Source organism: Streptomyces flavofungini, assembly GCF_030388665.1.
Classification (GTDB): domain Bacteria; phylum Actinomycetota; class Actinomycetes; order Streptomycetales; family Streptomycetaceae; genus Streptomyces; species Streptomyces flavofungini_A.
Window position 1 is genome coordinate 126,973 of record NZ_CP128846.1, and the last position, 24,826, is coordinate 151,798.

At 73.6% G+C, this 24,826-nt stretch carries 20 protein-coding genes; 10 read left to right on the forward strand and 10 right to left on the reverse strand.

The features are described 5' to 3' along the window. Positions 1-61 precede the first annotated feature (61 nt). Both QUY26_RS00600 and QUY26_RS00605 read right to left on the reverse strand, forming a co-directional pair. Positions 62-1,687, reverse strand: a complete 1,626-nt coding sequence (locus QUY26_RS00600) for an amidohydrolase (RefSeq protein ID WP_289943118.1) — start codon at positions 1,685-1,687, stop codon at positions 62-64. A gap of 191 nt (positions 1,688-1,878) precedes the next feature. Continuing rightward, positions 1,879-2,529, reverse strand: a complete 651-nt coding sequence (locus QUY26_RS00605) for a TetR/AcrR family transcriptional regulator (protein WP_289943119.1) — start codon at positions 2,527-2,529, stop codon at positions 1,879-1,881. 69 nt (positions 2,530-2,598) lie between these two features. Here QUY26_RS00605 and QUY26_RS00610 point away from each other — a divergent pair, with 69 nt between their 5' ends. From QUY26_RS00610 to QUY26_RS41075, 3 genes are all read left to right on the forward strand, one after another. Then, entirely contained in the window at positions 2,599-4,098 is a 1,500-nt protein-coding gene (locus QUY26_RS00610) for a purine-cytosine permease family protein (protein ID WP_289943120.1), read from the forward strand. A 382-nt stretch (positions 4,099-4,480) separates the two neighbouring features. Further along, on the forward strand, positions 4,481-4,687 hold the full coding sequence (locus tag QUY26_RS00615; protein WP_354670659.1) for a hypothetical protein: 207 nt from the start codon (positions 4,481-4,483) through the stop codon (positions 4,685-4,687). Further along, a complete protein-coding gene (locus QUY26_RS41075; RefSeq protein WP_436840472.1) occupies positions 4,684-5,157 on the forward strand; it encodes a respiratory nitrate reductase subunit gamma in 474 nt (157 codons plus the stop codon). The genes QUY26_RS00615 and QUY26_RS41075 overlap by 4 nt, the downstream gene beginning before the upstream one ends. A gap of 49 nt (positions 5,158-5,206) precedes the next feature. Here QUY26_RS41075 and QUY26_RS00625 read toward each other — a convergent pair whose 3' ends face one another. Next, positions 5,207-5,623, reverse strand: coding sequence for an MmpS family transport accessory protein (locus QUY26_RS00625; RefSeq protein WP_289943121.1), 417 nt, complete (start codon positions 5,621-5,623; stop codon positions 5,207-5,209). Between the two features lie 167 nt (positions 5,624-5,790). Here QUY26_RS00625 and QUY26_RS00630 point away from each other — a divergent pair, with 167 nt between their 5' ends. Then, positions 5,791-7,017 carry a winged helix DNA-binding domain-containing protein gene (locus QUY26_RS00630; RefSeq protein ID WP_289943122.1) on the forward strand — a complete coding sequence of 409 codons (1,227 nt, stop codon included), beginning with the start codon at positions 5,791-5,793 and terminating at the stop codon, positions 7,015-7,017. A gap of 308 nt (positions 7,018-7,325) precedes the next feature. Here QUY26_RS00630 and QUY26_RS00635 read toward each other — a convergent pair whose 3' ends face one another. Then, complete coding sequence (locus tag QUY26_RS00635) at positions 7,326-8,600, reverse strand: lipase family protein (RefSeq protein WP_289943123.1); 1,275 nt, start codon at positions 8,598-8,600, stop codon at positions 7,326-7,328. 296 nt (positions 8,601-8,896) lie between these two features. Here QUY26_RS00635 and QUY26_RS00640 point away from each other — a divergent pair, with 296 nt between their 5' ends. Further along, positions 8,897-9,304 (forward strand): RidA family protein, encoded by a 408-nt coding sequence (locus QUY26_RS00640; protein WP_289943124.1) that lies wholly within the window; start codon positions 8,897-8,899, stop codon positions 9,302-9,304. A gap of 158 nt (positions 9,305-9,462) precedes the next feature. Here QUY26_RS00640 and QUY26_RS00645 read toward each other — a convergent pair whose 3' ends face one another. Both QUY26_RS00645 and QUY26_RS00650 read right to left on the reverse strand, forming a co-directional pair. Then, on the reverse strand, positions 9,463-10,563 hold the full coding sequence (locus tag QUY26_RS00645; protein WP_289955353.1) for a hypothetical protein: 1,101 nt from the start codon (positions 10,561-10,563) through the stop codon (positions 9,463-9,465). A 101-nt stretch (positions 10,564-10,664) separates the two neighbouring features. Then, positions 10,665-11,267, reverse strand: coding sequence for a hypothetical protein (locus tag QUY26_RS00650; protein WP_289943125.1), 603 nt, complete (start codon positions 11,265-11,267; stop codon positions 10,665-10,667). An 18-nt stretch (positions 11,268-11,285) separates the two neighbouring features. Between QUY26_RS00650 and QUY26_RS00655 the strand changes: the two genes are divergently transcribed. Further along, positions 11,286-11,708 (forward strand): PfkB family carbohydrate kinase, encoded by a 423-nt coding sequence (locus tag QUY26_RS00655; RefSeq protein WP_289943126.1) that lies wholly within the window; start codon positions 11,286-11,288, stop codon positions 11,706-11,708. Here QUY26_RS00655 and QUY26_RS00660 read toward each other — a convergent pair. From QUY26_RS00660 to QUY26_RS00680, 4 genes are all read right to left on the reverse strand, one after another. Beyond that, complete coding sequence (locus QUY26_RS00660; RefSeq protein ID WP_289943127.1) at positions 11,695-12,201, reverse strand: NUDIX hydrolase; 507 nt, start codon at positions 12,199-12,201, stop codon at positions 11,695-11,697. The genes QUY26_RS00655 and QUY26_RS00660 overlap by 14 nt on opposite strands. Positions 12,202-12,292: 91 nt before the next feature. Beyond that, the gene (locus QUY26_RS00665) at positions 12,293-12,958 is read right to left on the reverse strand and encodes a hypothetical protein (RefSeq protein ID WP_354670660.1); all 666 of its coding nucleotides are present in this window, start codon (positions 12,956-12,958) and stop codon (positions 12,293-12,295) included. 521 nt (positions 12,959-13,479) lie between these two features. Beyond that, positions 13,480-14,196 (reverse strand): response regulator, encoded by a 717-nt coding sequence (locus tag QUY26_RS00675; RefSeq protein ID WP_289943128.1) that lies wholly within the window; start codon positions 14,194-14,196, stop codon positions 13,480-13,482. After that, positions 14,189-16,060: a sensor histidine kinase gene (locus QUY26_RS00680; protein ID WP_289943129.1), complete on the reverse strand. Its 1,872-nt coding sequence runs from the start codon at positions 16,058-16,060 to the stop codon at positions 14,189-14,191. Before QUY26_RS00680 ends, QUY26_RS00675 begins: the two co-directional genes overlap by 8 nt. Before the next feature lie 353 nt (positions 16,061-16,413). Here QUY26_RS00680 and QUY26_RS00685 point away from each other — a divergent pair, with 353 nt between their 5' ends. From QUY26_RS00685 to QUY26_RS00700, 4 genes are all read left to right on the forward strand, one after another. Then, positions 16,414-17,511, forward strand: a complete 1,098-nt coding sequence (locus QUY26_RS00685) for a radical SAM protein (protein WP_289943130.1) — start codon at positions 16,414-16,416, stop codon at positions 17,509-17,511. Between the two features lie 259 nt (positions 17,512-17,770). Further along, positions 17,771-20,371, forward strand: coding sequence for a class III lanthionine synthetase LanKC (gene lanKC, locus QUY26_RS00690; protein WP_289943131.1), 2,601 nt, complete (start codon positions 17,771-17,773; stop codon positions 20,369-20,371). A gap of 429 nt (positions 20,372-20,800) precedes the next feature. Beyond that, on the forward strand, positions 20,801-23,362 hold the full coding sequence (gene lanKC / locus QUY26_RS00695) for a class III lanthionine synthetase LanKC (RefSeq protein WP_289943132.1): 2,562 nt from the start codon (positions 20,801-20,803) through the stop codon (positions 23,360-23,362). After that, positions 23,359-24,786 (forward strand): MFS transporter, encoded by a 1,428-nt coding sequence (locus tag QUY26_RS00700; protein WP_289943133.1) that lies wholly within the window; start codon positions 23,359-23,361, stop codon positions 24,784-24,786. The genes lanKC (QUY26_RS00695) and QUY26_RS00700 overlap by 4 nt, the downstream gene beginning before the upstream one ends. Positions 24,787-24,826: the final 40 nt, after the last annotated feature.

Here is a 24,826-nt window from a genome sequence, read left to right on the forward strand (position 1 = left end):
CCCTCCCGGCAGTCGCCCCCGGTGTCGCCCTGCGCGCGGGCCGGTCACGGGCGGGGGCGGGTCACAGGCGCGGGTCGCGGTGGGTCGGGTCGCCGTCGAGGACGGCCAGGAGTACCGGCAGGTCCGGGAGTTCGGTGGCCGCCGTGGTCAGGGGGCTCTCCGCGAAGACCGTCAGGTCGGCGCGGTGGCCGACGGCGAGGCGGCCGGCTTCGTGCTCCTCCCCCGCCGCGTAGGCGGCGTTGACGGTCATGCCCTGGAGGGCCTCCAGGGCCGTGAGTGCCTGGTGCGGGCCGTGCGGGGGCTGGGAGAGGTCGCGGCTGGGACGGCGGTGGCGGGCTCCGGCCATGACGGCCGACGGCGGGTAGGGGGCGATGGGCCAGTCGGAGCCGAGGACGACGACGGCGCCGGAGTCGTGCAGGTCGCGGCAGCGCCAGGCGCGCGCGGCACGCTCCTCGCCGAGGCGGCGCGACCAGTTGTCGGTGTGGTCGGCGCGGGTGAAGTCGCAGCAGTGGGTCGGCTGCATGGAGGCGATGACGCCGAGGTCGGCGAAGCGGCGCAGGGTGTCGTCGGGGACGGTCTCGATGTGCTCGATCCGGTGCCGTACCGGCCGGCTGTCCTCGGCCCGGGCCTTCTCGACGGCGTCGAGGACATGACGTACGGCGGCGTCGCCGATGGCGTGGGTGGCGACGGGCACGCCCGCGCGGTGGAGTTCGCCGACGACGCGGGTGTACTCCTCGGGGTCGGGCCAGAAGGCGTGCCGGGACTCGCCGTGGCAGTCGGGCTGCTCCAGCCACGCGGTGCCGTTGTCGATGGTGCCGTCCATGAAGATCTTGACGCCGTCGGTGCGCCACAGCCGACCGCCCGCGCCCTGCTGTGCGACGAGGGCGCGCAGTGCGTCGGCGTCGGTGCCGGGCTGGCACCAGGGTGCGACGCGCAGGCGCAGCGGGAGTTCACCGGCGGCGTCGAGCTCGGAGTAGAAGGCGAGGCTGTCGCCGTTGGCGTCCATGGCGTGGCCGCCGGTGAGGCCCGTGGCGGCCATGGCGCGCAGGGCGGCGGCGAGCCGGTCGCGACGCTCGTCGCGGGTGGGCTGCGGGGCGAGGCGTTCCACGAGGGCGCACGCGGCGTCTTCGAGGAGCAGGCCGGTGGGCCGTCCCTCGGCGTCGCAGACGACTTCGGCGGTGGCCTGGTCGAAGGTGCGGGGTCCGTCGACGCCCGCGAGTTCCAGGGCGCGGCGGCTGGCCAGCATCGAGTGCGCGTCGAAGAGCAGTAGCAGGGCGGGGACACCGTCGAGCACCGCGTCGAAGGGGGCGATCTCGACGGGGGCTCCGGCGAAGACGTTGGGGTCGAGGCCCCATCCGTGCAGCCATGCTCCGGGGGCGAGGTCGCGCACCTCGCGGGCGAGAGCCGCGCGTACCTGGTCCACGTCCTCGCAGGCCGACAGGTCGAGGCCGTGGGTCAGTTCGGCGCCCGTGACGGGGTGGATGTGTCCGTCGACGAGGCCGGGGGTGACGACGGCACCCTTGAGGTCGATCACCGTGGTCGACGCGTCGCCGAGCGGGCGGATGTCCGAGGCGTCCCCGAGGGCGGTGATGCGTCCGTCGGCGGCGGCGAGGGCGGTCTGCGGCAGGAGCTCGCCGGTGACGGGGTCGAGCAGACGGGCCGAGAGGAGGATGAGGGAGGTGCGCACGGGGGCTCCTTGGGACACGAAGGCTCTTGGACACGAGAGGTGCTGGTTCGCGGGACTGCTGGGACGCGGGGCTGCCGGGACGCGAGTACTGCTGGTTCGCGAGGGCCGCTGAGAAGGAGGGCTGCTGGTACGCGAGCGCCGCGGGGGCACACGGGCCGGCAGCCGGGGCGATGGGGGCCCACGGAGAGGGGTCAGTCCGAGCCGACGGACACGTCGACGGACAACGTCCCGGCAGGCAGGCCGAGTTCACGCTCCGCCGTGGTGACGGGCAGGCGCCGGACGGCGGGTGGGCCGTCGTCGGCGCTCGCGCTGTTGACGAGCATGCCGAGGCCGTCGAGGACGACCAGGATCTGAATGGCCGTCACCAGTGGGTCCTCGGTGTGGAATTCACCCTCCTCGACGCCGTCGCGGACGACTTCTTCCAGGCGGTCGCGCCAGGCGTCCTCCTGGACGGCGACGCGGTCGCGCAGTGCGGGCCGGTAGCGGCTGAGGTGCCGGGCGTTGAGCCACAGCCTGCTGATGTCGTCGTACGCCTTCCCCGTCGTACGGGCGAGGAACCGCGCCAGATGCGCCGTGGGCGTGGCTCCGGCCCGGTCGGCCGGGAGGAGCTCGTCGAGTTCGGAGCCCACGGCGGTCCCGTAGGCCTCGGCCACGAGGTCGTCCACCGCCGGGAAGTAGTGACTGATGAGTCCGGGGCGGACGTCCAGCTCCTCCGCGACGCGCCGGAGCGTGATGCACTCCAGGCCTTCCGCCAGTGCCACACTCGCGGCCGCCGCAACGATTTCCGCACGTCTTTCCGTTGGAGACTTGCGGATTCGCTTGTTCTGAACGCTTGACGCCATGAAATCGATGCTATTGAGTGTGCGACCAATAAGCAAGCAGGTGCGCAACCCAGCATCCGGAGGGGCCGCATGGCGTCCACGATTCCCGACCCGCCAGAGAGCACCTGCGCCCCACGGAAGGGAGCAGGACCCTCCCCCGGCGCGAAAGCGGCACGGCCCGCCTCCGACGGAGCGACCCGCGTCGAGGCGCATGGCATCGACTACATCTCCGAGCACGAACGCCACGGCCGTCCGCGGCAGTTGTTCTCCGTCTGGGCGGCCGCGAACGTCAACTACCTGAGCCTGGTGGTCGGCGGGACCCTGGTCCTCATGGGCCTGACGCTGGGTCAGGCCCTCGTGGTGATCCTGGTGGGCAACCTGTTCTGGCTCCTCACGGGACTGCTCGCCATATCCGGCCCGGCCGCGGGCACGCCGAGCGAAGTGATCACGCGGGCGATCTACGGAATCCGCGGCAACCGCGTGAACAACGCCGTCGTCGGCTGGATGATCTCCGTCTGCTACTTCGCCCTGAACCTAGCCGCCGCCGCGACCGCCGCGTTCTCCCTGGTCGAGAAGGCGGGCGTCACCGCGAGCACGGGCGTCAAGATCGCCGTCGTCCTGGCGATCGCCGCCGTCACCCTGACCATCGGCGTCTACGGCCACGGCCTGATCATGAAGCTGTACCTGCCGATCACCCTCGCCCTCACCGCCGTCTTCGCCGTCGTCGCGATCGGCGTGCTGCGGCACACCGACTTCTCGTACACGCCGCCGGAGCCGCTGCGGGGAGCCGATCTGTGGACGGTGCTCGTCGCCGGTGTCACCCTCATCGCCTCCGCGCCGCTGTCGTACACCACCAGCGCCGACTTCGCCCGCTACCTGCCGCCCACGACCTCCGCGAAGGCGGTGCTCGGCTGGACCGCGCTCGGCGGGTTCGTGCCCGGCGTCGTCGTCTGCTCGCTCGGGGCCTGCGCCGCGACCGCGGTCGACATGGGGGATCCGCAGTCCGGGCTCCAGACGATCCTGCCGGGCTGGTTCGACCCGCTCTTCCTGCTCGCCCTGATCCTCGGCACGGTCGCCCTCAACGCGCTCACCGCCTACAGCGCGGGGCTCGCCCTCCAGGCCGTCGGCATCCGCATCCGCCGCTCCCTCAGCGTGCTCGCCGACGGGACCGCGGCCGTCTCCCTCACCCTGTACGCCCTCCTCGTCTCCGACTTCCTCGACACCGTCAGCGACGTCCTCCAGCTGACCGTCGTCCTGCTCGGCCCCGCCATGACCATCTACGCCACGGACATCTGGCTGCGCCGCAACCGCTACGACGGCCGGACCTTGATGGACGAGACCCCCGAGAGCCCCTACTGGTACACGGCCGGCGTCAACCCTGCGGGAGCCGTGGCCCTCACGGGCGGCGTCGCCGCGTCGGCCCTGTGCGTCAACACCCTCTACACCGGGCCGATCGCGCACGCCCTCGACGGCCTGGACCTCGCCCTCCCGGCCGGGATCGCCGTCTCCGCGTCGCTCTACACGGCCCTCGGCCGCGGGCCTCTCCGTGCGGGCCGGCCACCGGGCCCCGGGGGCGACGGCACGCCCTGAGGCGAACCCTCACCCGTACGCCGCCTCCGTGCGCCTGCGGAGTCGGCTTCTCCCCGCGCCGATGCTGCCCACGTCCGGGCTCACCCGACCCGGCCACAAGGAACGGTCAAGCAATCGCGAACTCAAGCGATCACGCTTTCGAACGCCGGGCGCCACCGCCCCAGCGGGCGATCCCCATTCGTCCCGGTTCCGACTTTCCCTGCATCAACCATCGCAAAGAGCACGGAAATAACGTCCAGGTACATCCAACTGGCCGAGAATAGGTCTACACCACACACCGGAAGAGAGGATTCTGACCCCCGTTCGTCGAGACGCGCGCCGGTGACCCCCCGCAGGTCGGGGCAGCGGCCGCGACGGAGTCGAGCACCGGCCCGGTCCGGAAGTGCCGCGCCTCGCCCTGACCTCCTACCGCGGCCCCTACGCCGACGTCGTCGACGCGGTCTGCCGCACCCTGCCCGGTCCTTCCCCGGCGACGCGTGCGGCGGCCCTGTGCCCGGCCCGCTCCGGCCCGCCCGCGGGGACCGTCGGCCTGCTGCCGTTTCCCGCACGCGCTCCCGACGCCCCGCACGCGGAGGGGACTTGCCGGTGAACCACCTGCGCATCGCCCTGTGGGGCGTGCTGCCCCATCTCGTTCTCGCCGCCCTCGTCACCGGGACGGCCCGGCGCCACCGCTACGACCGCTTCGGCTTCACGGCCTGTTCCCGTCAGCTGCACGAGAGCAGGCTGCTGCTCGTCGGCGGCACGCCGGGCCTGGCGACGCTCGCCGGTCCGTCACCGCTCGGTCCGGTCCGCGGGGCAGGCCGCCCCGGCCGGAGCGGGACACGCTCGCCCGACGCTGATGCGGCGCGGGCCGCTCGACCGGAGGCGGGGGCTCGCGCCCGCGTGCTTCGCGCCGGTGATGGCCACGGGCATCGTCTCCCGGGCGCCGGCGCAGTCGGTGCCCGGGCGTTGTCCCTCGTCCTGTACGGGGTGGCGGCGGCCCTGGCCACGTGGCTCGCGGTCGGCACGCGGTGGCTCATGTCGCGGTGGGCCGCGGGGCGGGACTCGGCCGGAGCCTGAGCGGTGCGCCCAGGCCCTCGGGACGCCTCCCGCGTGCGGGACGGGAGAGCTACTTGCCCATCGGCGAGACGGCGATGCAGCCCGCCACGACGTTCTCGCCGGAGGCCTCCTTGATGACCTTGCCCTTGTAGATCACCTTGCAGGCGAGGTCGGAGCCGGTCGGGTCCGTGGAGATCGGGACGACGGTGGGCGGCATGATGCCGCGCAGCGTCACCGTCTTCTTCCACGGCAGCTGCGCCTTGCTGACCTTCTCCAGCTTCGGGTTGGACGCGGAACCCTCGCCTGCGGCGAACTCGATCTCGTCGACGCTCTTGCCGGAGACCTCGTAGGTCACCTCGTACTTCTCGTTGACGGCCTTGTCCACGGCGTCGACGGCCTTCTTCTCGGCCTCCGAGCAGGCCCCGAGCGTGAGCGCGAGGCCGGCGGCGGCGAGGGTGCACACAGCGGTGCGAATGCGTCTGTTCATGGCGGCAGACAACAGTAAAGACCACGCAAAGTCAATCTACGACCTTGCCATAACCCCAGTTCAGAGGGGGTGAATGCCTTCCGCCCCGGCACGGTCCACGCGACCCGAGCCCCGCCAGGACCCTTTTAGGACAGGAACTGACCTCCTTTGCTCCTACGGTGGCGCCCATGGACACGGACACGGACACGGACATCGACACCGCCGAGGGCCCGCGGCTGTCGTGGCGACAGGTGTGGGACCGACGCATGGCACGGCACGGACTCTCCGGTACGCCCGCCTCCGCCCCGACGCCGTCCCGGGTCGCCGACGTCGTGGCCGCGATGTGCGGCGCGCACGCCCAGGTGATGTCCGCCGCCGAACTGTCGGTCGGCGCGCGCCTCGGCGGCACCCGCGCGGACGTCCGGGCGGCGCTCGGCGGGGCGGACGGCCTGGTGAAGACGTTCGGGCCGCGGGGCACCGTGCATCTCCTCGCGGCGCGCGACCTGCCGATGTGGACCGGGGCGCTATCCGCCCTGCCGTCAGGACCGAACGGGCTGCCGCAGGCGTCGCGCCTGACGGACGACCAGACCGAGCAGGTCGTCGAGGCCATCGCCGTCGCGCTCACGGACGCCGACGAGGGGCTGACCGCCGATGAGCTGGGAGACGCGGTCGTCGCGGCCACCGGGCCGTGGGCGGGCGACCTGGTGATGCCCGCGTTCCAGGGGATGTGGCCCCGCTGGCGCCAGGCGCTGCACTTGGCGGCGCACCGGGGCGCGCTGTGCTTCGGCCCCGACCGGGGCCGCAAGGCCACCTACCTCTCCCCGCAGGAGCGGCTGCCCGGCTTCCGCCCCGCGCCCGCCGACGAGGCCCTGGGCGCACTGGTAGCGCGCTACCTGCACGCCTACGGCCCCGCGACACCACGGCAGTTCGCCCAGTGGCTGGGGGCACCGCCCGCGTGGACGGCCACCCTGTTCGACACCCTGGCCGCCGCGGGCAGCCTGCGCCCGGTCGACGTCGAGGGCGACGCCGGCTGGCTCAACGCCGACGACGACGCGGATCCGGACCAGGAGGCCCCCGCCGCGGGGACGCTGCGGCTCCTGCCCTACTTCGACGCGTACGTGGTGGGCTGTCACCCGCGCGACCGGCTCTTCCCCGGCCCGGCCGCCGCACGTGCGCTGTCCCGCACCGGCCAGGCGGGCAACTACCCGGTCCTGCTGATCGACGGGACGGTCGCCGGGGTCTGGCATCTGCGGCGCTCCGGGCGCAGGGCGGACCTGACCGTCGAGCCCCTGACCCGGCTGACCGCGGCTCGGCGGCACGCGCTGGAGGAGGAGGCGGCGCGGATCGGCTCGTTCCTGGACACCACGGCGCTGCGGCTGACCGTCGGCACGGTCACGGTGGGTCCGCACGCCTAGGTGTAGTGATCCGGAGGGTTGTTGTCGCGGGTGGTGGGTGGGTGGCCGCCATCGGTGTCCGACCAGATGACCGCGGTGCGGCGGTCGCGATCACGCGGACGGCGCCCGCCGTGACCGCGAGCGCCGCGTACCCGGCCCGCCCGGACCGCTGGTGCGGGCCGTCCGCGCAACCGCAGCGCCCGCCCGTCCGCATGCCCGCCGCGCGCCGGACGGACCTTGTCGTCCCGGCCGCGACCCCAGTGCAGGGCCGGGACGACGGCGGGGTCCGACGCGCCGGTTCGTGGCGGGCCGGGTGCCGCGGGCGGGGATCAGCGGATGGCGTGGAACTCCCGTGCCACCTGCGGCAGGGCCTGCACGACCGTCGTGCTGTGACTGTCGGCCTTGTCGACCTCGGTGAGCTCGTGTGCGGCACCGTTGGCGGCCAGTTGGCGCGCGCAGTGCTCGGAGTTCGTGAAGGGGACGTCCTTGTCGGCCTTGGAGTGGAAGAGGTGGACGGGGACCTGCGGGCGCCAGTCGCAGGTGCTGTCCAGGACCCGCAGCTTGCGCCGGAGTTCACCGGTGGGGTTGCGGATCTTGTCGAGGAAGTTGGCGGTGAACAGTTCCTTCGACGTCTTCGGCAGCGCGGCCGCGATCTCGGCCCCGGTGTGGTTGCCGTCGAAGAGCTTCTCCACCGTCTTGTCGTACGGGGCGCGGAAGGCGTCCTTCGGCGTGGCGTAGAGGCCGTACATGCGGTTCCACGCGGTCGCGAAGTAGGCGAGGTAGAGCGAGGAGCGCTCGATCCCGTCGTTCGCCGCCGCGGCCTCGAAGCCGGTCAGGTCGAAGGGCCCCGCGATCGGCGCGAGCGCGCCGAGGCGGAAGTACGGGTCGCTGCCCTGCTGCAGGGCCCGGCCCAGCATCATCGTGGCGGGCCCGCCCTGGGAGAAGCCGCTGATGAGGACACGCCGGTCCAGGTCGCGGCCGTCGCGTCGGACGAAGGCGCGCGCCGCCCGCAGCCCGTCGATCGGCGCGGTGACGGTCGCCCTGGGGTGCCCGTAGGGGTGGGATCCGGGCCCCTCCCCCAGGCCGAGGTAGTCCGGGGCCGACACCGCGAGGCCGGTCGAGGCGAACAGCAGCGCCGTGTCCCGGTCCGTCGACTCGTCGTTGACCGAGGCCACCTCCCCGCGGAACACCTCGGTGCCGTGCAGCCAGGACACGACGCGCAGCGCACGGTCGCCGTTCCTCGGCACCGCGACCAGCTCGCTGGCCGTGGTGGCACGGCCCCGGGTGTCGACCGTGCGGTACACGATCCGGTACGCCCGCACTCCGTGACGCACCTGCTTCGCGTCGATCCCGGCCTTCTCCATACGGGCCGCGACCTCCTCGGCGTTCAGGTCCACGACGGGCGTCACAGAGACCACCGAGCCGCGCGCGGCGGTCTGCTGCGGGTGGGCAGCACGGGGGGTGGGCGCGGAGGCGCGCTGATCGGTGGATGAGGAGGCCTGCCGACCGTCCGCGTAGCCGGTGCCTGCCAAAACGGTCGCGGCGCACACCAGGGCGAGCACGCCGGACGTAGAAACTCTTGCACTTGAGCGTGTGAAGGGCATGACGGGAACTCTGCCGCCCCGGCACCCCGGGCACATTGAGGTGATCCACCGCATCGGCGAGGGGGTTTGCCCGTGCGAGGCGAGGGGGTGCGCCGGTGCGGCGTACGGGGGTTGGCCCCAGGTGTGCCGCTGAGCTGCTGGGTCACCTTGAGGTTCCCCAGTCACCGAAAAGTGCGTTCTTCCAGCTCAGCGTCCAATCTCCTAGCGTTCCCGAGTAACCGAAGGAAACCGACAGTGCTCCGGTCCGGGCGGCGGCACGCGGCCTCCCGGGTGCACATGGCAAGGAGGCGGACAGCATGGCCATCACTCTGGTCAACCCCAGTGGACTGCCCGAGATCGACGCGTACCGACAGGTGTCCATCGCGACCGGGTCGAAGCTCGTGTTCATCGCCGGGCAGGTCTCCTGGGACGCCGACGGCGTCACCGTCGGCGCGGACGACCTCGCCGCCCAGGTCGAGCAGTGCTACCTCAACGTCGCCACGGCGCTGGCCGAGGTCGGCGCCTCCTTCGCCGATGTGGCGAAGCTGACCGTGTACGTCGTCGCGTGGAGCCCCGACAGGATGCCGCAGCTCCTGGAGGGGATGTCCCGGGCGGCCGCGAAGCTGGGGAGCACGCCCGTGCCGCCCGCCACGCTGCTCGGCGTCGCGGCACTGGACGTGCCCGAGCACCTGGTCGAGATCGAAGCCACCGCGGTCGTGGACTGAGGTCGGCTCAGGTGCGGGTACGTCAGTGAGTCCGCTTTAGGCGCGGGCGCGTTGGTAGTCCGCCTCAGGCGCTGGCGCGTCGCTGAGTCCGTCTCAGGGCGCGTCACTGAGTCCGCCTCTCAGGCGGGCCCGATGGGTCCCCCTCGGGTGAGTCCGTCTCAGGCTTCGAAGCGTTCCGTGTACGCCTCGGTCGGCGGGGCCGGGACGGGCCTGGTCATCCCCGCCGACCAGTAGCCCGAGGTGCCGGGGATGGGGACGACATCGTTCAGGTAGGGCGCCGAGGCCGGTCCGGCGGGGCCGCGCACGACGGTCCAGGTGTCGCCGTCCCTGCGCAGGTAGGTGGTGCGGCTCTGGTCCTGGTAGTTCCAGCCCGAGATCCACGTGGCGCGGCCCTGCGCGTCGGCGGCGATGCCGGACAACGCGCCGACGGTGAAGCCCGGTTGCACACGGGTCCAGGCCGTGCCGTCCCAGTGGCTCAGGGCCGGATTGCCGGGGCGCCCGGGCGGGCCGCCCACGCCCGCGTCGGTGCCCACCGCCCAGACGTCGTCCGGGGCCGCCGGGTGCAGATCGCTGACACCGAGCCGGGCACCCGTGATCGGGGGCAGCACCGTCCACGCCCCGTTCCAGCGGGCCACCAGCCCCGCCCAGCCGCCGCCGGACGTCTGGTCGCCGCTCACCCACACCTCTCCCGACGCGGCGATGACGACCCGGTACAGGTTCGCGCCCGTGACCGGCAGCGGGTCGAGCCACCGCCACTGCCGCCCGTCCCCGTGCAGCAGGCGGGCCGCGCCGCCCCGGGTGCCGCAGATCCACACCTGCCGGTCGGCACCGACGGCGACCCCGTCCAGGCGGACGCCCGACTCGCCCTGCCCGGGGAACGTGGCCGCGCGCCAGGTGGTCCCGTCCCACCGCAGCAGCGGGCTCGCCGTCCCCGTGGGCACGCCGACGCTCCACGCCGATGTGGCACACGTACCGGAGACGTCGCTCAACCGACTGTGCTCCAGGTGCGACAGGTCGGTCTTCGTCCAGGCACTGCCGTTCCACACCATGGCGAGGGCACGGCCGCGCGACGGTCCGGCCAGGTTCTCCTCGCCGACGGACCAGGCCAGTTGGGCACTGGCGGCGGCGATGCGGCGCAGTTGGGCGGCGGGGGTGCTGCCGGGTGCCGGTACCGGTTGCCAGCCCGGCGCGCGGGCGGCCGAGGCGGCGGCCCGCGCCGGGCCCGAGCCCAGTGCGACCCCCGAGAGCACCCCGGTCATCCCTGCCACAAATCGCCTACGTCTCACGGTTGAACCCCTCCCCGAGTCCGGCCACGCGCACAGGAGGGACCACCGTCGGCGAGCACGGCGCGAACCACTAGCTACGCGTGTGACAAATCCGGCGCGGGCGCGCCGCGCGTCGCGAGACACAGCAACACCGTCCCGGCGCCGGTCCCGACGAGCAGGCAGGGGCCGACCGTCCACCAGCCGTCGGCCGCGGTGACGGCGAGGCCGACCAGGGGCGGGGCGGCCAGCGCGCCGATGCTGCCGAGCTGGGCGACCAGGCCGTTCGCGGCGTCCATGTCGGAGGTGGCGCGCACGGCGAGGGGGATGGCCGCGAAGACCGACGCCACCACCAGTGCGTCGCTGAGCGCGACCACCAGGGCGCTGCTCACCGAACCCCAGGTGCCGCCCACCCCGCCGAAGGCGGCGAGCGCTCCGGCCGGCATGAGGAGCGCGACCAGGAACAGGTGCTTCACGTCCTTGCCCCGGCGCAGCAGGGCGCTCGCCAGGAAGCCACCGGCGACGCCGACGAACGACACGATGCCGGTGAGCGTCCCCGCGGTCTCGGTGGGGACGTCGAACTCCTCGTGCAGGTACGTGGGGTAGAGGGTGACACCCGCGTCGCCCGCGCCCGAGCGGTCATCGCCGAGGGCGGCGACGAGGAGCTCCTGTCCTGGACGTCCCTGCGGGCCCGACGGCACGGCGCGCTCATGTGCTGCATGCCGACCCGCCAGGCCGCCCTCGGCCCGCGCGCCCGTCTCCTTCCGCTGTACGACGTGCTGCTCCTGAACGCGTGCGAGGCCCGGAACCTCCTGTGCCGGGCCGGGACGCCCGCCGAGCAGGCCGCGCGGCTGCGTCAACTGGGCCCCCGCGTGGTCGTGGTCACCGCGGGCGCGGCCGGGGCCGCCATGGCCTGCGCGCCGTACGACGAAGTCCTGTTCCTGCCCGCCGAGCACGGCGCGTGCGCGGACGACACAGGCGCGGGCGACGCGCTCGCATCCGCCTTCGTGCTCGGCCTCAGCACCGGCGCGAGCCCCCGGGCCGCCCTCGCCCAGGGGCTGCGGGCGGCCCGGGTCACCATCGGGTGCCGCCGGAGCACCTGCCGCGCCCTGTCGACGGCCCGGGCGCTCAAGGCGCGCTGAACCGCTTGGTGGAGCCCACCCGGTGGGCGCGCATCGTGATGCCGTCCTCGGCGAGCCCCCGCGCGATGGTGTCGTCGTCGTACGCGGCGACACCGGCGTCGGTGAGGATCTGGTAGTCGGTGGAGTGCATGGCGATGTCGCCGAGGCGCGCCTGCCTGATCTCCCCGACGTTGTGGCCCTCGTAGCCCGCGGGCAGTTCGTACGCCCGGTCGGCGAGGCAGGCGAACATCAGCAGGTGGTAGTCGCCCTCCGCCCATTTGCCGGTGAACTCGTAGACGGCGAACAGGGAGCAGGACTCCACCGCGATGCCGGTCTCCTCACGGGCCTCCCGCAGCGCGGCGGACTCGGCGGCCTCCCCGCGCTCGATGCCGCCGCCGGGCAGCAGCCAGCTGCCGGCGTACGGGCCCTTCAGCTGGTGGATGAACGTCACGGTCCCCCCGGGACCGGGAACCACCAGCAGCGCTGCGGGCAGTGCCTCTGCGAATCGGCTCATCGTGCTCCGCGTCCTCGTTCCGTCGTCGTCGAGCGCTCGCATCAGTACGCGATGACCGGTCAGCACTCGGTGGTCGGTCAGTACTCGATGATCAGTCAGTACTCGGTGTTCGGTCAGTACTCGGTCGGTCGGCCCTCGGGCGGGATGACCAGGGCAGGCCCATACGTTCCCGCCCTGCCCTTGCGGTAGTAGGGCTCGGTGCGCGTGGTGAAACCATAGGTCGCGAGGGTCTGGCCGGGTTCGACAGGTCCGGGCCGCAGACGATCACCTTCGAGCGGACGTCGAAGGCCATCGCCTCCCGCACGAGGTCCGCGCTCGGTTCGTCGCACTCGATGTACGCGACGAACTCGCCCCGGGCCCGCAGGGAGCAGCGGACGGACCTGATCGGGTGGCCCGCTCCGCGCAGGTGCGCGTACATCAGGTACTCGTTCTGGAAGCTCATCAGGGTGAGCCCCGACTCGGCGCCCGCCACGATCGTCGGCATCGGCGCCCCCGGAGTGGCCGAGACGGCGGTCACCGTGAGGACGTTGCTGCGGCGGGCCTCGTGCTCGGTGAACTCGCGCCACCAGCGCGCGAACCGCCCGGGGGTGTCGCGCAGTCCGTCGCGCTGCGGGTCCTCCCCGATCTCCACGAGCAGCCGCCGGGCGATGTCCTCCCATGGATCCGCCCTCTCCAACACCTCCGCGCCCGCCAGCGCATCCGCGCCCTGCGCCACGCCCTTCGCCAGTACCTCGATACTGCTGGCTGAGGGGTTCACCGCCGGACACGACGATCAGCCCGACGCCGAATCCCAGCAGCCGCTCCGTCACGTCGCCGGTGGTGAGCGTGTGCAGCTCCTCGGCCGCCCGGTAGGCGACCCCCGTGGCCGACTCGCCCTTCCAGTCCCAGGTGTACGGCGTGTCGCACCACCGGCACGTCAGATTGCAGCCGCCGAGCCCGAGGAACGCGCACGACCGTCCCGTGGAAGGACCCTCGCCCTGGACAGCGCTAGGTGGGTCCGAAGATCTCGTTGACCACGAGGTTCGGAACCGGCATGGGCATCACCTCCCTCCCGCCCGCGCGGGGCGCGTCGCATCGGACACCAAACGCCCGGACCGCTCCGCCGTGCCCGGCGGAGCGTTGGACGGTCAGTCGCCCGCATGGCCCGTGCGCGCCGTCGGCACGGGAGGGCATTGCGCGCACGGACGGCGCGAGCCGAGGGGCGGTGAACGGCGCGAGCGGCGCACAGTGCTTCCCGCGGCCCCCTCCCGCGCACCCCGCTGTGTGGGGCGGCCGGGCTCAGCGGGGCCCGGGGGGCGCGTGCCGCAGGTAGGCGAGGACCGCGCTGACCCTGCGGTGCAGTTGCGGTATCTCGGCGAGGCCGAGCTTGGCGAAGGTGGAGTTCACGTGCTTCTCGATGGTCGACTCGGACAGGCGCAGGGAGTCGGCGATCGCGCGGTTGGTCTTGCCCTCCGCCATGTGCCGCAGGACGTCGAGTTCCCTCGGGGTGAGGCGGGACAGGGGCGCGTCGGCGCCGCGGGCGTGGCTGCCCATGAGCACCTCGACGATGCGCGGGTCGACGACGGAGCGTCCTGCGGCGACCTCGTGCAGGGCGCGCAGGAGTTCGTCGACCTCGCCGATGCGCTCCTTCAGGAGGTAGGCGAGGCCGTCGGTGCCGCGCCGGAACAGGTCGAAGGCGTAGTTCTCGTTGGCGTGCTGGGAGAGCACGACGACGCCGATGCCGGGGTGGGTCTCGCGGATGGCGTGCGCGGCCGTGATGCCCTCGGTGTGGTGGCCGGGCGGCATGCGGATGTCGGCGACGACGACGTCGGGGCGCAGGCGTGCGACGGCTTCGAGGAGATCGGCGGCCGTGCCGACGGCGGCGAGGACGTCGGCCTCGCCGGTGTCCTCGAGGAGGCGGCGGGTGCCCTCGCGGACCAGGTAGTGGTCCTCGGCGATGACGACGCGCAGCGGTGCGGTGCTCGGGGGTCCTGGCGCGGGCCTGGGGTCAGGCACGGGTGTCCTCCCTGACGTGTTCCGGGAGCCGGGCGCGGATGACGGTGCCGGAGCCGGCGCGGCTGGTGATGGTGAGTTCGCCGCCCACGGCCTCGGTCCGGTCGCGCATGCCGGTGAGGCCGGAGCCGTGGGTGGTGGCGGTGGGAAATCCGCTGCCGTCGTCGGACACCTCGACCTGGAGGCGGCCGTCGGCGCGGGTCATGCGGACGGTGACGTGTCCGGCGCGGGCGTGCTTGAGGACGTTGGTGAGCGCTTCGGAGACCAGGTAGAAGGCGGACTCCTCGATGTCGAGGGCGAAGCGCACTCCGGCCAGGGAGTGTCCGCTCTGGACGGTGACGGGGATCGGCATGCGGCGGGCGCAGGAGGTGACGGCGGCGACGAGGCCCTGGTCGGTGAGGATGGGCGGGTGGATGCCGTGGGCGAGTTCGCGGAGCTCGTCGATGACGCGGTAGGCGTCGTCCTGCATCTCGGTGAGGGCGCTGTCGATGCCGCCGCCGCGGTGCAGTCGGTTGCGGGCGAGGGCGAGTTTCGCGACGAGGGCGACGAGGTCCTGCTGAATGCCGTCGTGCAGGCGGCGTTCGATGCGGCGGCGCTCGGTGTCCTGGGCGTGCACGATGCGGGCGCGGGACGCGGCGAGTTCGGCGGCCTGGCGCTGCATCTCGTCGGCGTGGGCGCAGAGTTCGGCGGCGAGGCGGACGTTGTGCACGGCGAGGGCGGCGGAGCGGGCGAGGGTGCCGCCGATGGCGTGGTCCTCGGGGGTGGAGCGGCCCTCGGTCCTCGGGCCGTACTCGATGAGGCCGAGGGAGTCGTCTCCGTAGAAGAGCGGGAACTGCTTGACGGGCCGGGCGGCGGCCGGCCTCTCACCGGATTCGGCGGTGGACACGGGCAGGCCGTTCCCGCCGAGGCGGACGCGCACCCACCGCAGGCTGAGGCCCTCGCGCAGGCCGGTGGCGAGCTGGGGGGCGAGGCGGTCGAGGTCGTAGGCGTGTTCCAGGGTGGTGCTGAACTGGACGAGGAGCTCGAACCTGCTCAGGCGCTTGCCGAAGACGCGCCGCTCGACGAGCGTGTTGAGCCGGTCGCGCAGGGGCCGGAACAGGGCGGTCGCGACGACGGCGACCAGCAGGGACAGGCCGACGGGGAAGAACAGTCCGGCGGTGAGCCCGAGGGTGAGGGCCATGCCGAGGTACCAGCTGTTGATGATGAACCACAGGGAGCCGTAGACGGCGGAGGGCCGCAGGACGATGTCGACGCCGAGCAGCCGGTGCCGGAACGCGGCGTAGACGAGGGTGACGGAGATCGAGATGTAGGGCAGGGCGCCGAGGAGCGCGCCGATGAAGAAGAACATGCCCTGCTCGCCCTGCCAGGAGCGGAAGAGGCGGGTGGCGGCGCGGGCCAGGAACACGGCGGCGCCGAGCGCGGCCCAGGGCAGCAGGGCGGCGATGTCGGCGCGGCCCGCGGCCCGGGCGCGCAGGCAGCGCACGACGAGGAGGGCGGCGCCGATGCCGGGCAGCCAGGCCTCGGGGTAGTAGAAGACGATGTAGTAGACGATGTGCTGCGGGACCCCGGCCAGGGGCAGCACGATCGGCAGGGCGAGCAGACCCCACAGGGCGCGCAGGACGTGGCGTTCGTAGCGGAAGGCATAGCGGCCGTCGGGCAGCAGGGCGAGCAGGCGCAGGATGAGGATGCTCACCGCGAGGTTGCACATCTCGTGCGTGATCTGCAGGCCCAGGTCGAGCGGCAGCACCGGGCCGACGACCTTCGGGCGCAGGTGCCACCCGAGCTCACGGATCATCAGGTTCGTGGTGTGGCGCACGGCGATGGCGACGGACAGCCAGGCACCGAGCAGCAGGAGGCGGCGGGCCACGGGGCTCGACGGGGCGTGCCACCAGGTGAAAAGACCGGCGAAATAGCACGGGAGTACGGATCCGAGGACCCAGGGCAGAACATAGCGGTTCTCCAACTGCGTTGTCCCGATAAGCGTTGCCCAGAGCATGAACACTCCGCCACTTACCGCGACAAGGCACATCCCCCTGCTTCTGCCTGCCACGGGTGTCATTATCGGCCGTCGTCACGACGGCCGTCCACGGAAATAATCCACCGCGTATGGAGGAAAACCGCCATACGGTTTGGGGGGTGCCCGGGTGCCGCGTAATGGCGCCGGCGAGAACACTCGGAACTCAATCGCCGGTGCGGATTCCTTGAGAACGGGTGGCTGTCATGAGTCGTTGTTCCGGTCCGGAAGTGGTCGTGTGGGACACCACGTACGCGTGTCCGCTGCGGTGCTCGCACTGCTATTCGGAATCGGGGCGACGGCCGTCGCGGCAGCTCGCCCCCGAGGACATGCTGCGGGTCGCGGACGCCCTCGTCGCGCTCGGGCCGCGGGTCGTGGCCCTGTCCGGAGGCGAACCGCTGATCGTCCGCGGCCTGTTCGACGTCGCGGCCCGGCTGCGGGCGGGCGGCGTGAAGCTGTCGATCAACACCAGCGGCTGGGTGATGAGCCGGGCGCTCGCCGAACGGCTCGCGGACGGGTTCGACGAGGTGATCGTCAGCCTCGACGGGGCGACGCCCGAGGTGCACGACCGCATCCGGGGCCGCAAGGGTTCCTTCGACCGGGTCCTTGCGACGTTGGCACTCCTCGACGAGGTGGCGGGGGAACGGAGCGCGGCCGCACGGGGGCGGCTGCGCTTCGGCATCGACTGTGTGGTGATCCGCAGCAACTTCCCGCAGCTGGAGGCCTTCGCCGCCGACATCGCCCACCGGTTCCCGCACCTGGCCACCCTGGGGTTCAACTCCGCCGTGCCCGAAGGACTGGCGAGCCGGCTGGAGTTCTGCGAGCGCGAACTCCTCGACGACGACCAGGTCGCCCAGCTGACCAGTGCGACGCTCCGCTCCCGCCTGCGCGACCTGGCCCCGCCCTCGGTCTCCGTCCACACCACCGACAACATGAACCTGGTGATGAACCCCGAGCGCGTCGCCCGGCGCGTCGACACCCTCGTGATGCAGGTCGAACCGGACGGCCTGGTGCGGGGGATCCCCGTGTACGAGGGGACGGTCGGCAGCCTCCTCGAGGAGCCGGGGTCGGTTCTGTGGGAGCGCACGCTCGCCCGGCTCGAGGACCCGTTCGTGGTGGAGACCCTGTCGTCCGTGCACTCCATGGGGACCTGGGCGCAGGCCGTCCGGCGCATGGACCGCCGCTTCGGGACCGCCGATGACCTCGCCCGCTTCGACCGCCGTTCCGTCCGCACCAACCCGCCGGAATTCCTCACCCCGGCCGTGGTGACCGCCCAGGGCTCTCCGGGGCCGCACTCCGCCTGACGAAACAGCGGCCCGGCTGCCGCCTCGGGTATTCCACAGTCATATCGCCGCCGCATACCAGCATTCAGCCACGGACACCGACCCGCTTTCCCACCCGCTCCACCCTTCCGCCCACCTGTCCAGAACACGGCTGACCTCTGTCCGGAACTCGCCCGTATTCCGGCCGGATTCCCCTCCGGAATCCCCCGTGTCGCCCAGTCCCCCGAGCCGCCGCCCGACAGCGGGTTCGGCTCCTCATTCCGGCCGAAAGGACCGCGCCATGATGAAACTCCAGGACTACGACCGCTTCTACCGCGCGGACCCCGACTTCTTCGAATTCCCGGAACGGCTGGCCGACGCCGCCCCGGACCGGCTGTCCGCCGTCCTGCGCGAGCCGCCGCGCGGCTGGGAGCACACGGAAGCCGGATGGTGGGTGCGGCTGCGCCCGCCCGCCGCGCGGACGGCCGGTGAGGGCTGGCGGATCCACGTCTCGGTGACACTGCCCCACCTGGAGCGGACGGCGGAGACCGTCCGTGAGTACTGCGTGCACCGGGGCATCGGCTGCGACCTGGTCCGTGGCGTCACCGCCGCCCGCGCCCTCGCCGACGTCCGCGCCGACCGCCTCACCAGCGCCGACCTGATGGTCCTGCACCCGGCCGACGAGACCGCGCTCGCCGCCGCGCTCGGGGACCTCACCGCGCTCCTCGGACCGCTGCCGGGACCGTACGTCCCGGGCGCGCTGCGGCACGGCCCGGGCCCCCTCTTCGTCCGCTACGGCGCGGCGGAGGACCGGCGATGTCCCGCCGGTGGCCACCCGAGCGCCCCCGGCGACGAGCACGACCTGGTGCCCGCCCTGGAGCGGCCCGACGGCACGCTCGTGCCCGAGGACCGGCGCCCGGTCTTCCGCCGCCCGGACTGGGTCCCGCTGCCCGAGGTCCTGCACGCCGACCTGGAGGCGCTGCTCGCCCCGCCGCGGGCCCCGTTCCCCTACCGCGGTGTGCGCGTCGTGTCCCTGACCACCGGCGAGGGCGTCTACCGCGCCACCGAGACAGCCACGGACCGGCCCGTCCTCCTGCACGAGGCGCGCCCGCACGCCGGTCTCGACGTGCGCGGCGACGACGCCGTCACCCGCCTCACCCGCGACCACGCGCTCCTGGAACGCCTCGCAGACCTCGACTGCGTGCCCGGCGTCGTGGGCCGCCACGTCCGGGCGGGGCACCACTTCCTGGCCGTCGAGGCCCCCGAGGGGCGCAGCCTCGCCGAGGCCGCGGCCGCCGCCTTCCCGCTGACCACGCAGGACCGCGCCCGGCACGAGGCCGCGGACTACGCGAAGTGGGCCCTCGACGTCGCCGACCGTGTCGCCGACGCCCTCAAGAGCCTCCAGCGGCGCGGCGTCCGCCTGGCCGGGCTCGACCCGGAGCACATCGTCCTGCGCCCCGACGGCCGCGTCGTCCTCACCCGCCTGCGCACGGCCGCCGACCTGACCGGCGAGGAGGGCTTCACCGCCCCGGTCGGCCTGCGCGGCGCCGCCGCCCACGCCCATCTCGTCGACACACTGCGGCTCTGGCTGCTGCTGCCGGTGCCCCACCGCGACCCCGCCGCCCTGCGCGTCCTCACGCAGACCGTCGACGAGCTCTACCCGCTGCCCCCGGACTTCGGCACGACGCTGCTCTCACGGCTGCGCCGGGGTTCGGAATCAAAAGACCTGGCAGCGCCGGCGGACGCCGACGGCGCCGACGACGCCCGAGCGCTCGCCGCGGAGCACCACGACTGGCCCGTCCTGCGCGAGCGGCTGGTGGCCGGGCTGCACGCCATGGCCACGCCCGAGCGCGCCGACCGGCTGTTCCCCGGCACCCCGTTCGGCCCGGCGACGCTCGGCGGGACGTCGTTCGGCCACGGCGCGGCCGGGGTCCTGTACGCGCTGCACCGGGTGGGCGCGCCCGTCCCCGGGGCGTACGCCGACTGGCTCGCGGACGCCGCGATCCGCGAGCCCGACCCACGGCCCGGCCTCTACGACGGCCTGCACGGCGTGGCCCTCACCCTGGACCTGCTCGGCCACCGGGACCGGGCCCTCGCCGTCCTCGAACGCTCCCGTCCGCTCGACGCCCGTGTGGTGCGCCCCGACCTCGCGGGCGGCCGGGCCGGGATCGCCCTGAACCTGCTGCGGTTCGCCCGCGTCACCCACGACACGGCGCTGCACGACGCGGCCCTGCGCATCGCCGACGACCTCGCCACGCTCGTCGTGGACGGCCCGCCCGCCCCCCGGCCCGGCGCTCCCCCGCCCTACGGCCTCCTGCACGGCCCGGCCGGGATCGCCCTGCTCTTCCTGCACCTGTACGAGGACGGCGGCGGGGCCCGCTTCCTGGAACTCGCCGACCGCGCGCTCGGGTTCGACACCGCCCGGTGCGCGACCGGACCCGACGGCGCCCTCACGCTCTTCGACGGCACCCATCACCTGCCGTACCTGCACGGTGGCAGCGGCGGGCTCGCCTTCCCGCTGCGCGCGCTCTTGCGCCGCCGCCCCGACCCGGCCCGGTCGGCGACGCTCGCCGCCGTGCGGCACACCTGCCGCGCCCTGTACGTGCGCAACGCCGGGCTGCTGCGCGGCCGGGCGGGCGCCGTCGCCGTGCTCGCCGCCATCGACGGACCCGGCGACCGGGAGGCCGCGCGCGTCCAGGTGCGCCGCATGGCGTGGTACGCGCGCTCCTACCGCGGGCGGCTCGCGTTCCCGGGCTTTCGGATGCTGCGCCTGTCCGCGGACCTCGCGACCGGCGCGGCGGGTGTGCTGCTCGCTCTGGACTCCGCGTTCGAGGGGGGCGGGCCCGTCCTGCCCTACCTCGACCCGCGGTCGACGTTCCCACCAGCCGACGGGAGGAGGTGACTTCGGATGACGGAGATCTTGGACCTGCAGGAGCTCGAGGAGGAGACCCCCTCCCTGTGGCCGTGCGCCAACAGCTCGCACAGCAGCCTCGGCATGGGCTGACGCGCGCCGCACCACGCGTCCCGCCCACCACCACGACCGGCTTGAGGAGGTGACACACATGGCGGAGATCCTTGAACTGCAGGAGCTCGAGGAGGAGACAACCTCCCTGTGGCCCTGCGCCAACAGCTTCGAGAGCGCCCGCGGCGTCGCCTGACGCACAGCTTGCCACCCCGAACGCCGTCCGGCCGTGGCCCCTCACGGCCGGCAGGCGATCGGTGCCACCGGTGGCAGCCGGGGCTCCTGGTCCTCTCCCGGCCCAGGAGCCCCGTGTCGCGGTCGAACCGCACCGCCCCCGCACCCGAACGACTCCGAAAGGGAGCACGCGCCATGCTCGCTCAGGGCCACCTCGTCGCCGACGACTGCTTCGTGGACGCGCTCGACCGCATCGACGACACCGGGCAGCGCTTCGCGCGCGCCGACGGCCCGACGCCCTCGGGATGGGTGCGCACCGAGCGCGGCGGCTGGGTCGTCCTGCACCCCGACGGGGCCCCGCTGCCCCACCAGGGCTGGAAGATCCATGCCTCGGCCACCGCGGACCGCGCCGAGCACGTCGTCGACACCGTCTGGGACTACTGCACCGGACGCTCCGTCAGCTTCAAGTTCCTGCGCAGCTCCGTGCTCTTGCACCACATGAACAGCAAGCAGGCACCCCGCTCGGCCAGCGGCAAGCTCGTCACCCTCTACCCGGCCGACGAGCGGGAACTGGAACGCACGCTGACCGGGCTCACCGCACTGCTCGACGGCGTCGAGGGCGCCTACGTCCTGAGCGACCTGCGCTGGCAGGACGGCCCGCTGTACGTGCGCTACGGCGGGTTCCGACTGGCGTACTGCTTCGCGCCCGACGGCGAGTACGTCCCCGCGGTGGAGGGGCCCGACGGCGCCCTGCTGCCCGATGTGCGGGGCACGTCGTTCCGGGTGCCGCCGTGGGTGGAGCCGCCCGGCTTCCTCGCGGCGCGCATCGAGGCGTCCCGGGCGGCCGCGCCGGGCGACTTCCCGTACCGGGTGGAGAAGGCGCTGCACTTCTCCAACGGCGGCGGGGTCTACCGCGCCGTGGAGAAGAGCACCGGCCGCCGCGTGGTGCTCCGTGAGGCGCGACCGCACGCCGGTCTCGACGACCGGGGCGCGGACGCGGTGGCGCGGCTCGCGCACGAGGAGGAGATGCTGGAGCGCCTCGCCGGACTCGGCTGCGTCCCCGCGCTGTACGGTCACGTCCGGCACTGGGAGCACCACTTCCTGGTCGAGGAACTGATCGAGGGCGAAACGCTGCAGGAGGCGGTCGGCCGCCGGCACCCGCTGTTCCGGGACGGCGCCGAGGAGGCGGACCTCGCCGCGTACACCCTCTGGGCCCTGGGCGTCATCGACCGCGTCGAGGAGGCAGTGGCCGCGCTGCACGCGCGGGGCGTCGTCTTCGGGGACCTGCAGCCCGGCAACATCATGGTCCGCCCGGACGACAGCGTGTGCCTGGTCGACTTCGAGACGGCCTTCGAGGAGGCCGACGACCACCGGCCCGCTCTCGGCACGCCCGGTTTCACCGCCCGCTGGGCGCGATCGGGACGCTCGGTGGACACGTACGGACTCGCGGCGGTGAGCCTCGCCCTGTTCTGCCCGCTGACGCCGCTGCTGCGCTTCGACCGGGACAAGTACGCCCAGTTGACGGACTGGACGCGGGGGCGCTTCCCGGTGCGGCCCGAGTTCACGACGCGGCTGCGCGAGCGGCTGGCCCCGCCCGCGCACTGGCCGCGGGCCGACGACGACATCCCGCCCGACGCCTCGGCCTGGCCGCAGGAGCCCGGCGCCGACGGCCGCGCCGCCCTCGACTCGCTGGCCGACGCGATCCGGCTCAGCGCGACACCGGAGCGCGAGGACCGCCTCTTCCCGGGCGACGTACGGCAGTTCGACAACCAGGGCGCGTCCCTCGCGTTCGGCGCCGCGGGCGTCCTGCACGCGCTGCTCGTGTCCGGGTACGGCGACGACCCCGCCTTCGCGGGGTACGTCGACTGGCTGGCGCGGGCGGCCGAGCGCACCCGCTGGCCGCGCCCCGGGCTCTACGACGGGCTCGCGGGCGTCGCCTACGTCCTGGACGAGCTGGGCCGCGCCGAGCAGGCGCGCGCGGCCCTCGACCGCGTCGACGGCATCGGGCTCGACCGGTGCGGCGCGGGCCTGTTCGGCGGTCTCGCGGGCATCGGCCTCGCGCGGCTGCACTTCGGTGACGTGGACGGGGCTCGGGCACTGGGGGAGCGCCTCGCCCGGATCGTCACCGGCGGGGGGCGGCTGCCGGGCCCGGCGGACGCCGTGGGGCTCACCCACGGCTGGTCGGGCCCGGCCCTGCTCTTCGTCCACCTGCACGCGGCCACGGACGACGACCGGTGGCTGCGCCTCGCGGAGACGGCGCTGGCCCGCGACCTCGGCCGCTGCGGGGCGCCGCGCGAGGGCCGGGTCCACGTCAGGGACGGGCAGCGGTGGCTGTCGACCCTCGACCGCGGCAGCGCCGGGATCGGCCTCGTCCTCGACGCGTACGTCCGGCACACCGACGACCCCTACTTCGCACGCGTACGCGACCGCATCCGCGACGGCCTGGGCACGGAACTCCTGCTCTCCCCCGGCCTCCTGGACGGTCAGGCGGGGCTCCTGCACGCCACCGCCCACCTCGCCGGCCCAGGCCCCGCACTGGCTCCGCACCTGCGCGGCCTGGGCCTCCACTGCGTGCGCTTCCGGGGGCGGCGGGCCTTCGCGCTCGACGGTCTGCTCCGCCTCTCGATGGACCTGGCCACCGGTACGGCCGGAGTGCTGCTCGCCGTGCACACCGCGCTGCGGGGCGGCCCGGCGAACCCGCGGCACGCGGCGCTGCCGTTCCTGGAGGCGCGGACACCCGCCGGGGTGCCGCGGTGAGACACGGGGGCACCTCCGTGCGCCGCACGGCCCGCGCGCCCGACAGTCTCCGCCACAACCGGGACTTCCAACTCCTCTGCGTCGGCCAGGGCTTGTCCCTGCTCGGCTCCGGCGCGTCCGCCATCGCGCTGCCGCTGCTCGTGCTCAGCGCCACCGGATCGCCGTTGCAGGTCGGCCTGGTGGAGGCGGTGTGGACGGGCTCCCTCGCGCTCGCGTGCCTGCCGGCGGGGCCGATCGCCGACCGGTTCGACCGCCGCACGGTGCTGCTGATGTGCGAGGCGGGCCGGGCGGTGGCGAGCGCGGTCCTCGCGGCGACGGTCCTCGCCGGGTCGGCGTCGCTTCCGGTACTGCTCGCCGCGGGGGCGGTCCTCGGATTCCTCACCGCGCCGTTCAACGCGGCGGTGCTTCCGCTGGTCCGCGAGGTGGTGCCCGAGTCCAGGCTGCCCACGGCCCTCGCCGTCAACCAGGTGCGCGGACAGGCGGCCTACCTGCTGGGTCCGGTGGTCGGCGGCGCCCTGTTCGGCGTGGGGGCGAGCTGGCCGTTCTGGCTGGACTGCGCCTCGTACACGGTCTCGGTGTGCTGCGTCCTCGCACTCCGGGTGCGGCCGGGCGCCCCGCCGGGGGCACGCGAGGGCTGGTGGCCGTCGTTCACCACGGGGCTGCGCTTCCTGTGGCGCCAACGCCTGCTGCGGCGCCTGACGTTGGTGGCATCGGCGCAGAACTTCGTCTTCGACGGGGTGTATCTGGCGATCGTGGTGACCATCGCCCGGCAGGGCGTGTCGGGGCTGTCCGTCGGGACGGTCACGGCGACCTCCGCGGTCGGGGCGATGGCCGGCGTGCTGCTCGCGCCGCTCGCGGGCAGGCGGCTGCGACCGGCCGCGCTCCTTCTCGCCACCGGCGTCGTGTGCGCGGTCCTGGTCGGCGCGATGGCCCTGACGTCGACGGCGGCGGCGCTCGCCGCGCTGCTCGCGGGGTGCGCCCTCGCGGTGGCCGTCTCGGGTTCCGTCATGACCCTCGCCCGCCTGCGCCACACTCCGGACCACCTCCAGGGTCGTACGAACAGCACGATCGGGCTGCTGTTCATGGCGACGCCTCCGCTGGGCGCGACGCTCGCCGGAGCGATGCTGGAGGGCATCCCGACGCCCGCGGTGTTCCTGGTCTTCGGCGGGCTGCTCGCGGTGCTTGCCGCGGTGTCGCCGCGCGAGGGGACGTTCCGGACGCCGGGCGAAGGGACATCCCGACCGCCGGGCGAGGACACGCTCAAGTCACCGGGCGGCGAGGAGGGCGCGCCGGAGCACGCGGAGGGCCCTGCCCGACCGCGGGCGGCCGCCGGCGCCCCGCCGCGAGCGGAGCCACCACCGCCCCCAGCTGCGACTTCGCAGATCCCTCTGGTGAACGAGGCCGGCGACACGCGCACGGGATGATCTTCCATTTCCCGAAAGAGCGGGAGAAAGGCCTGGCGCC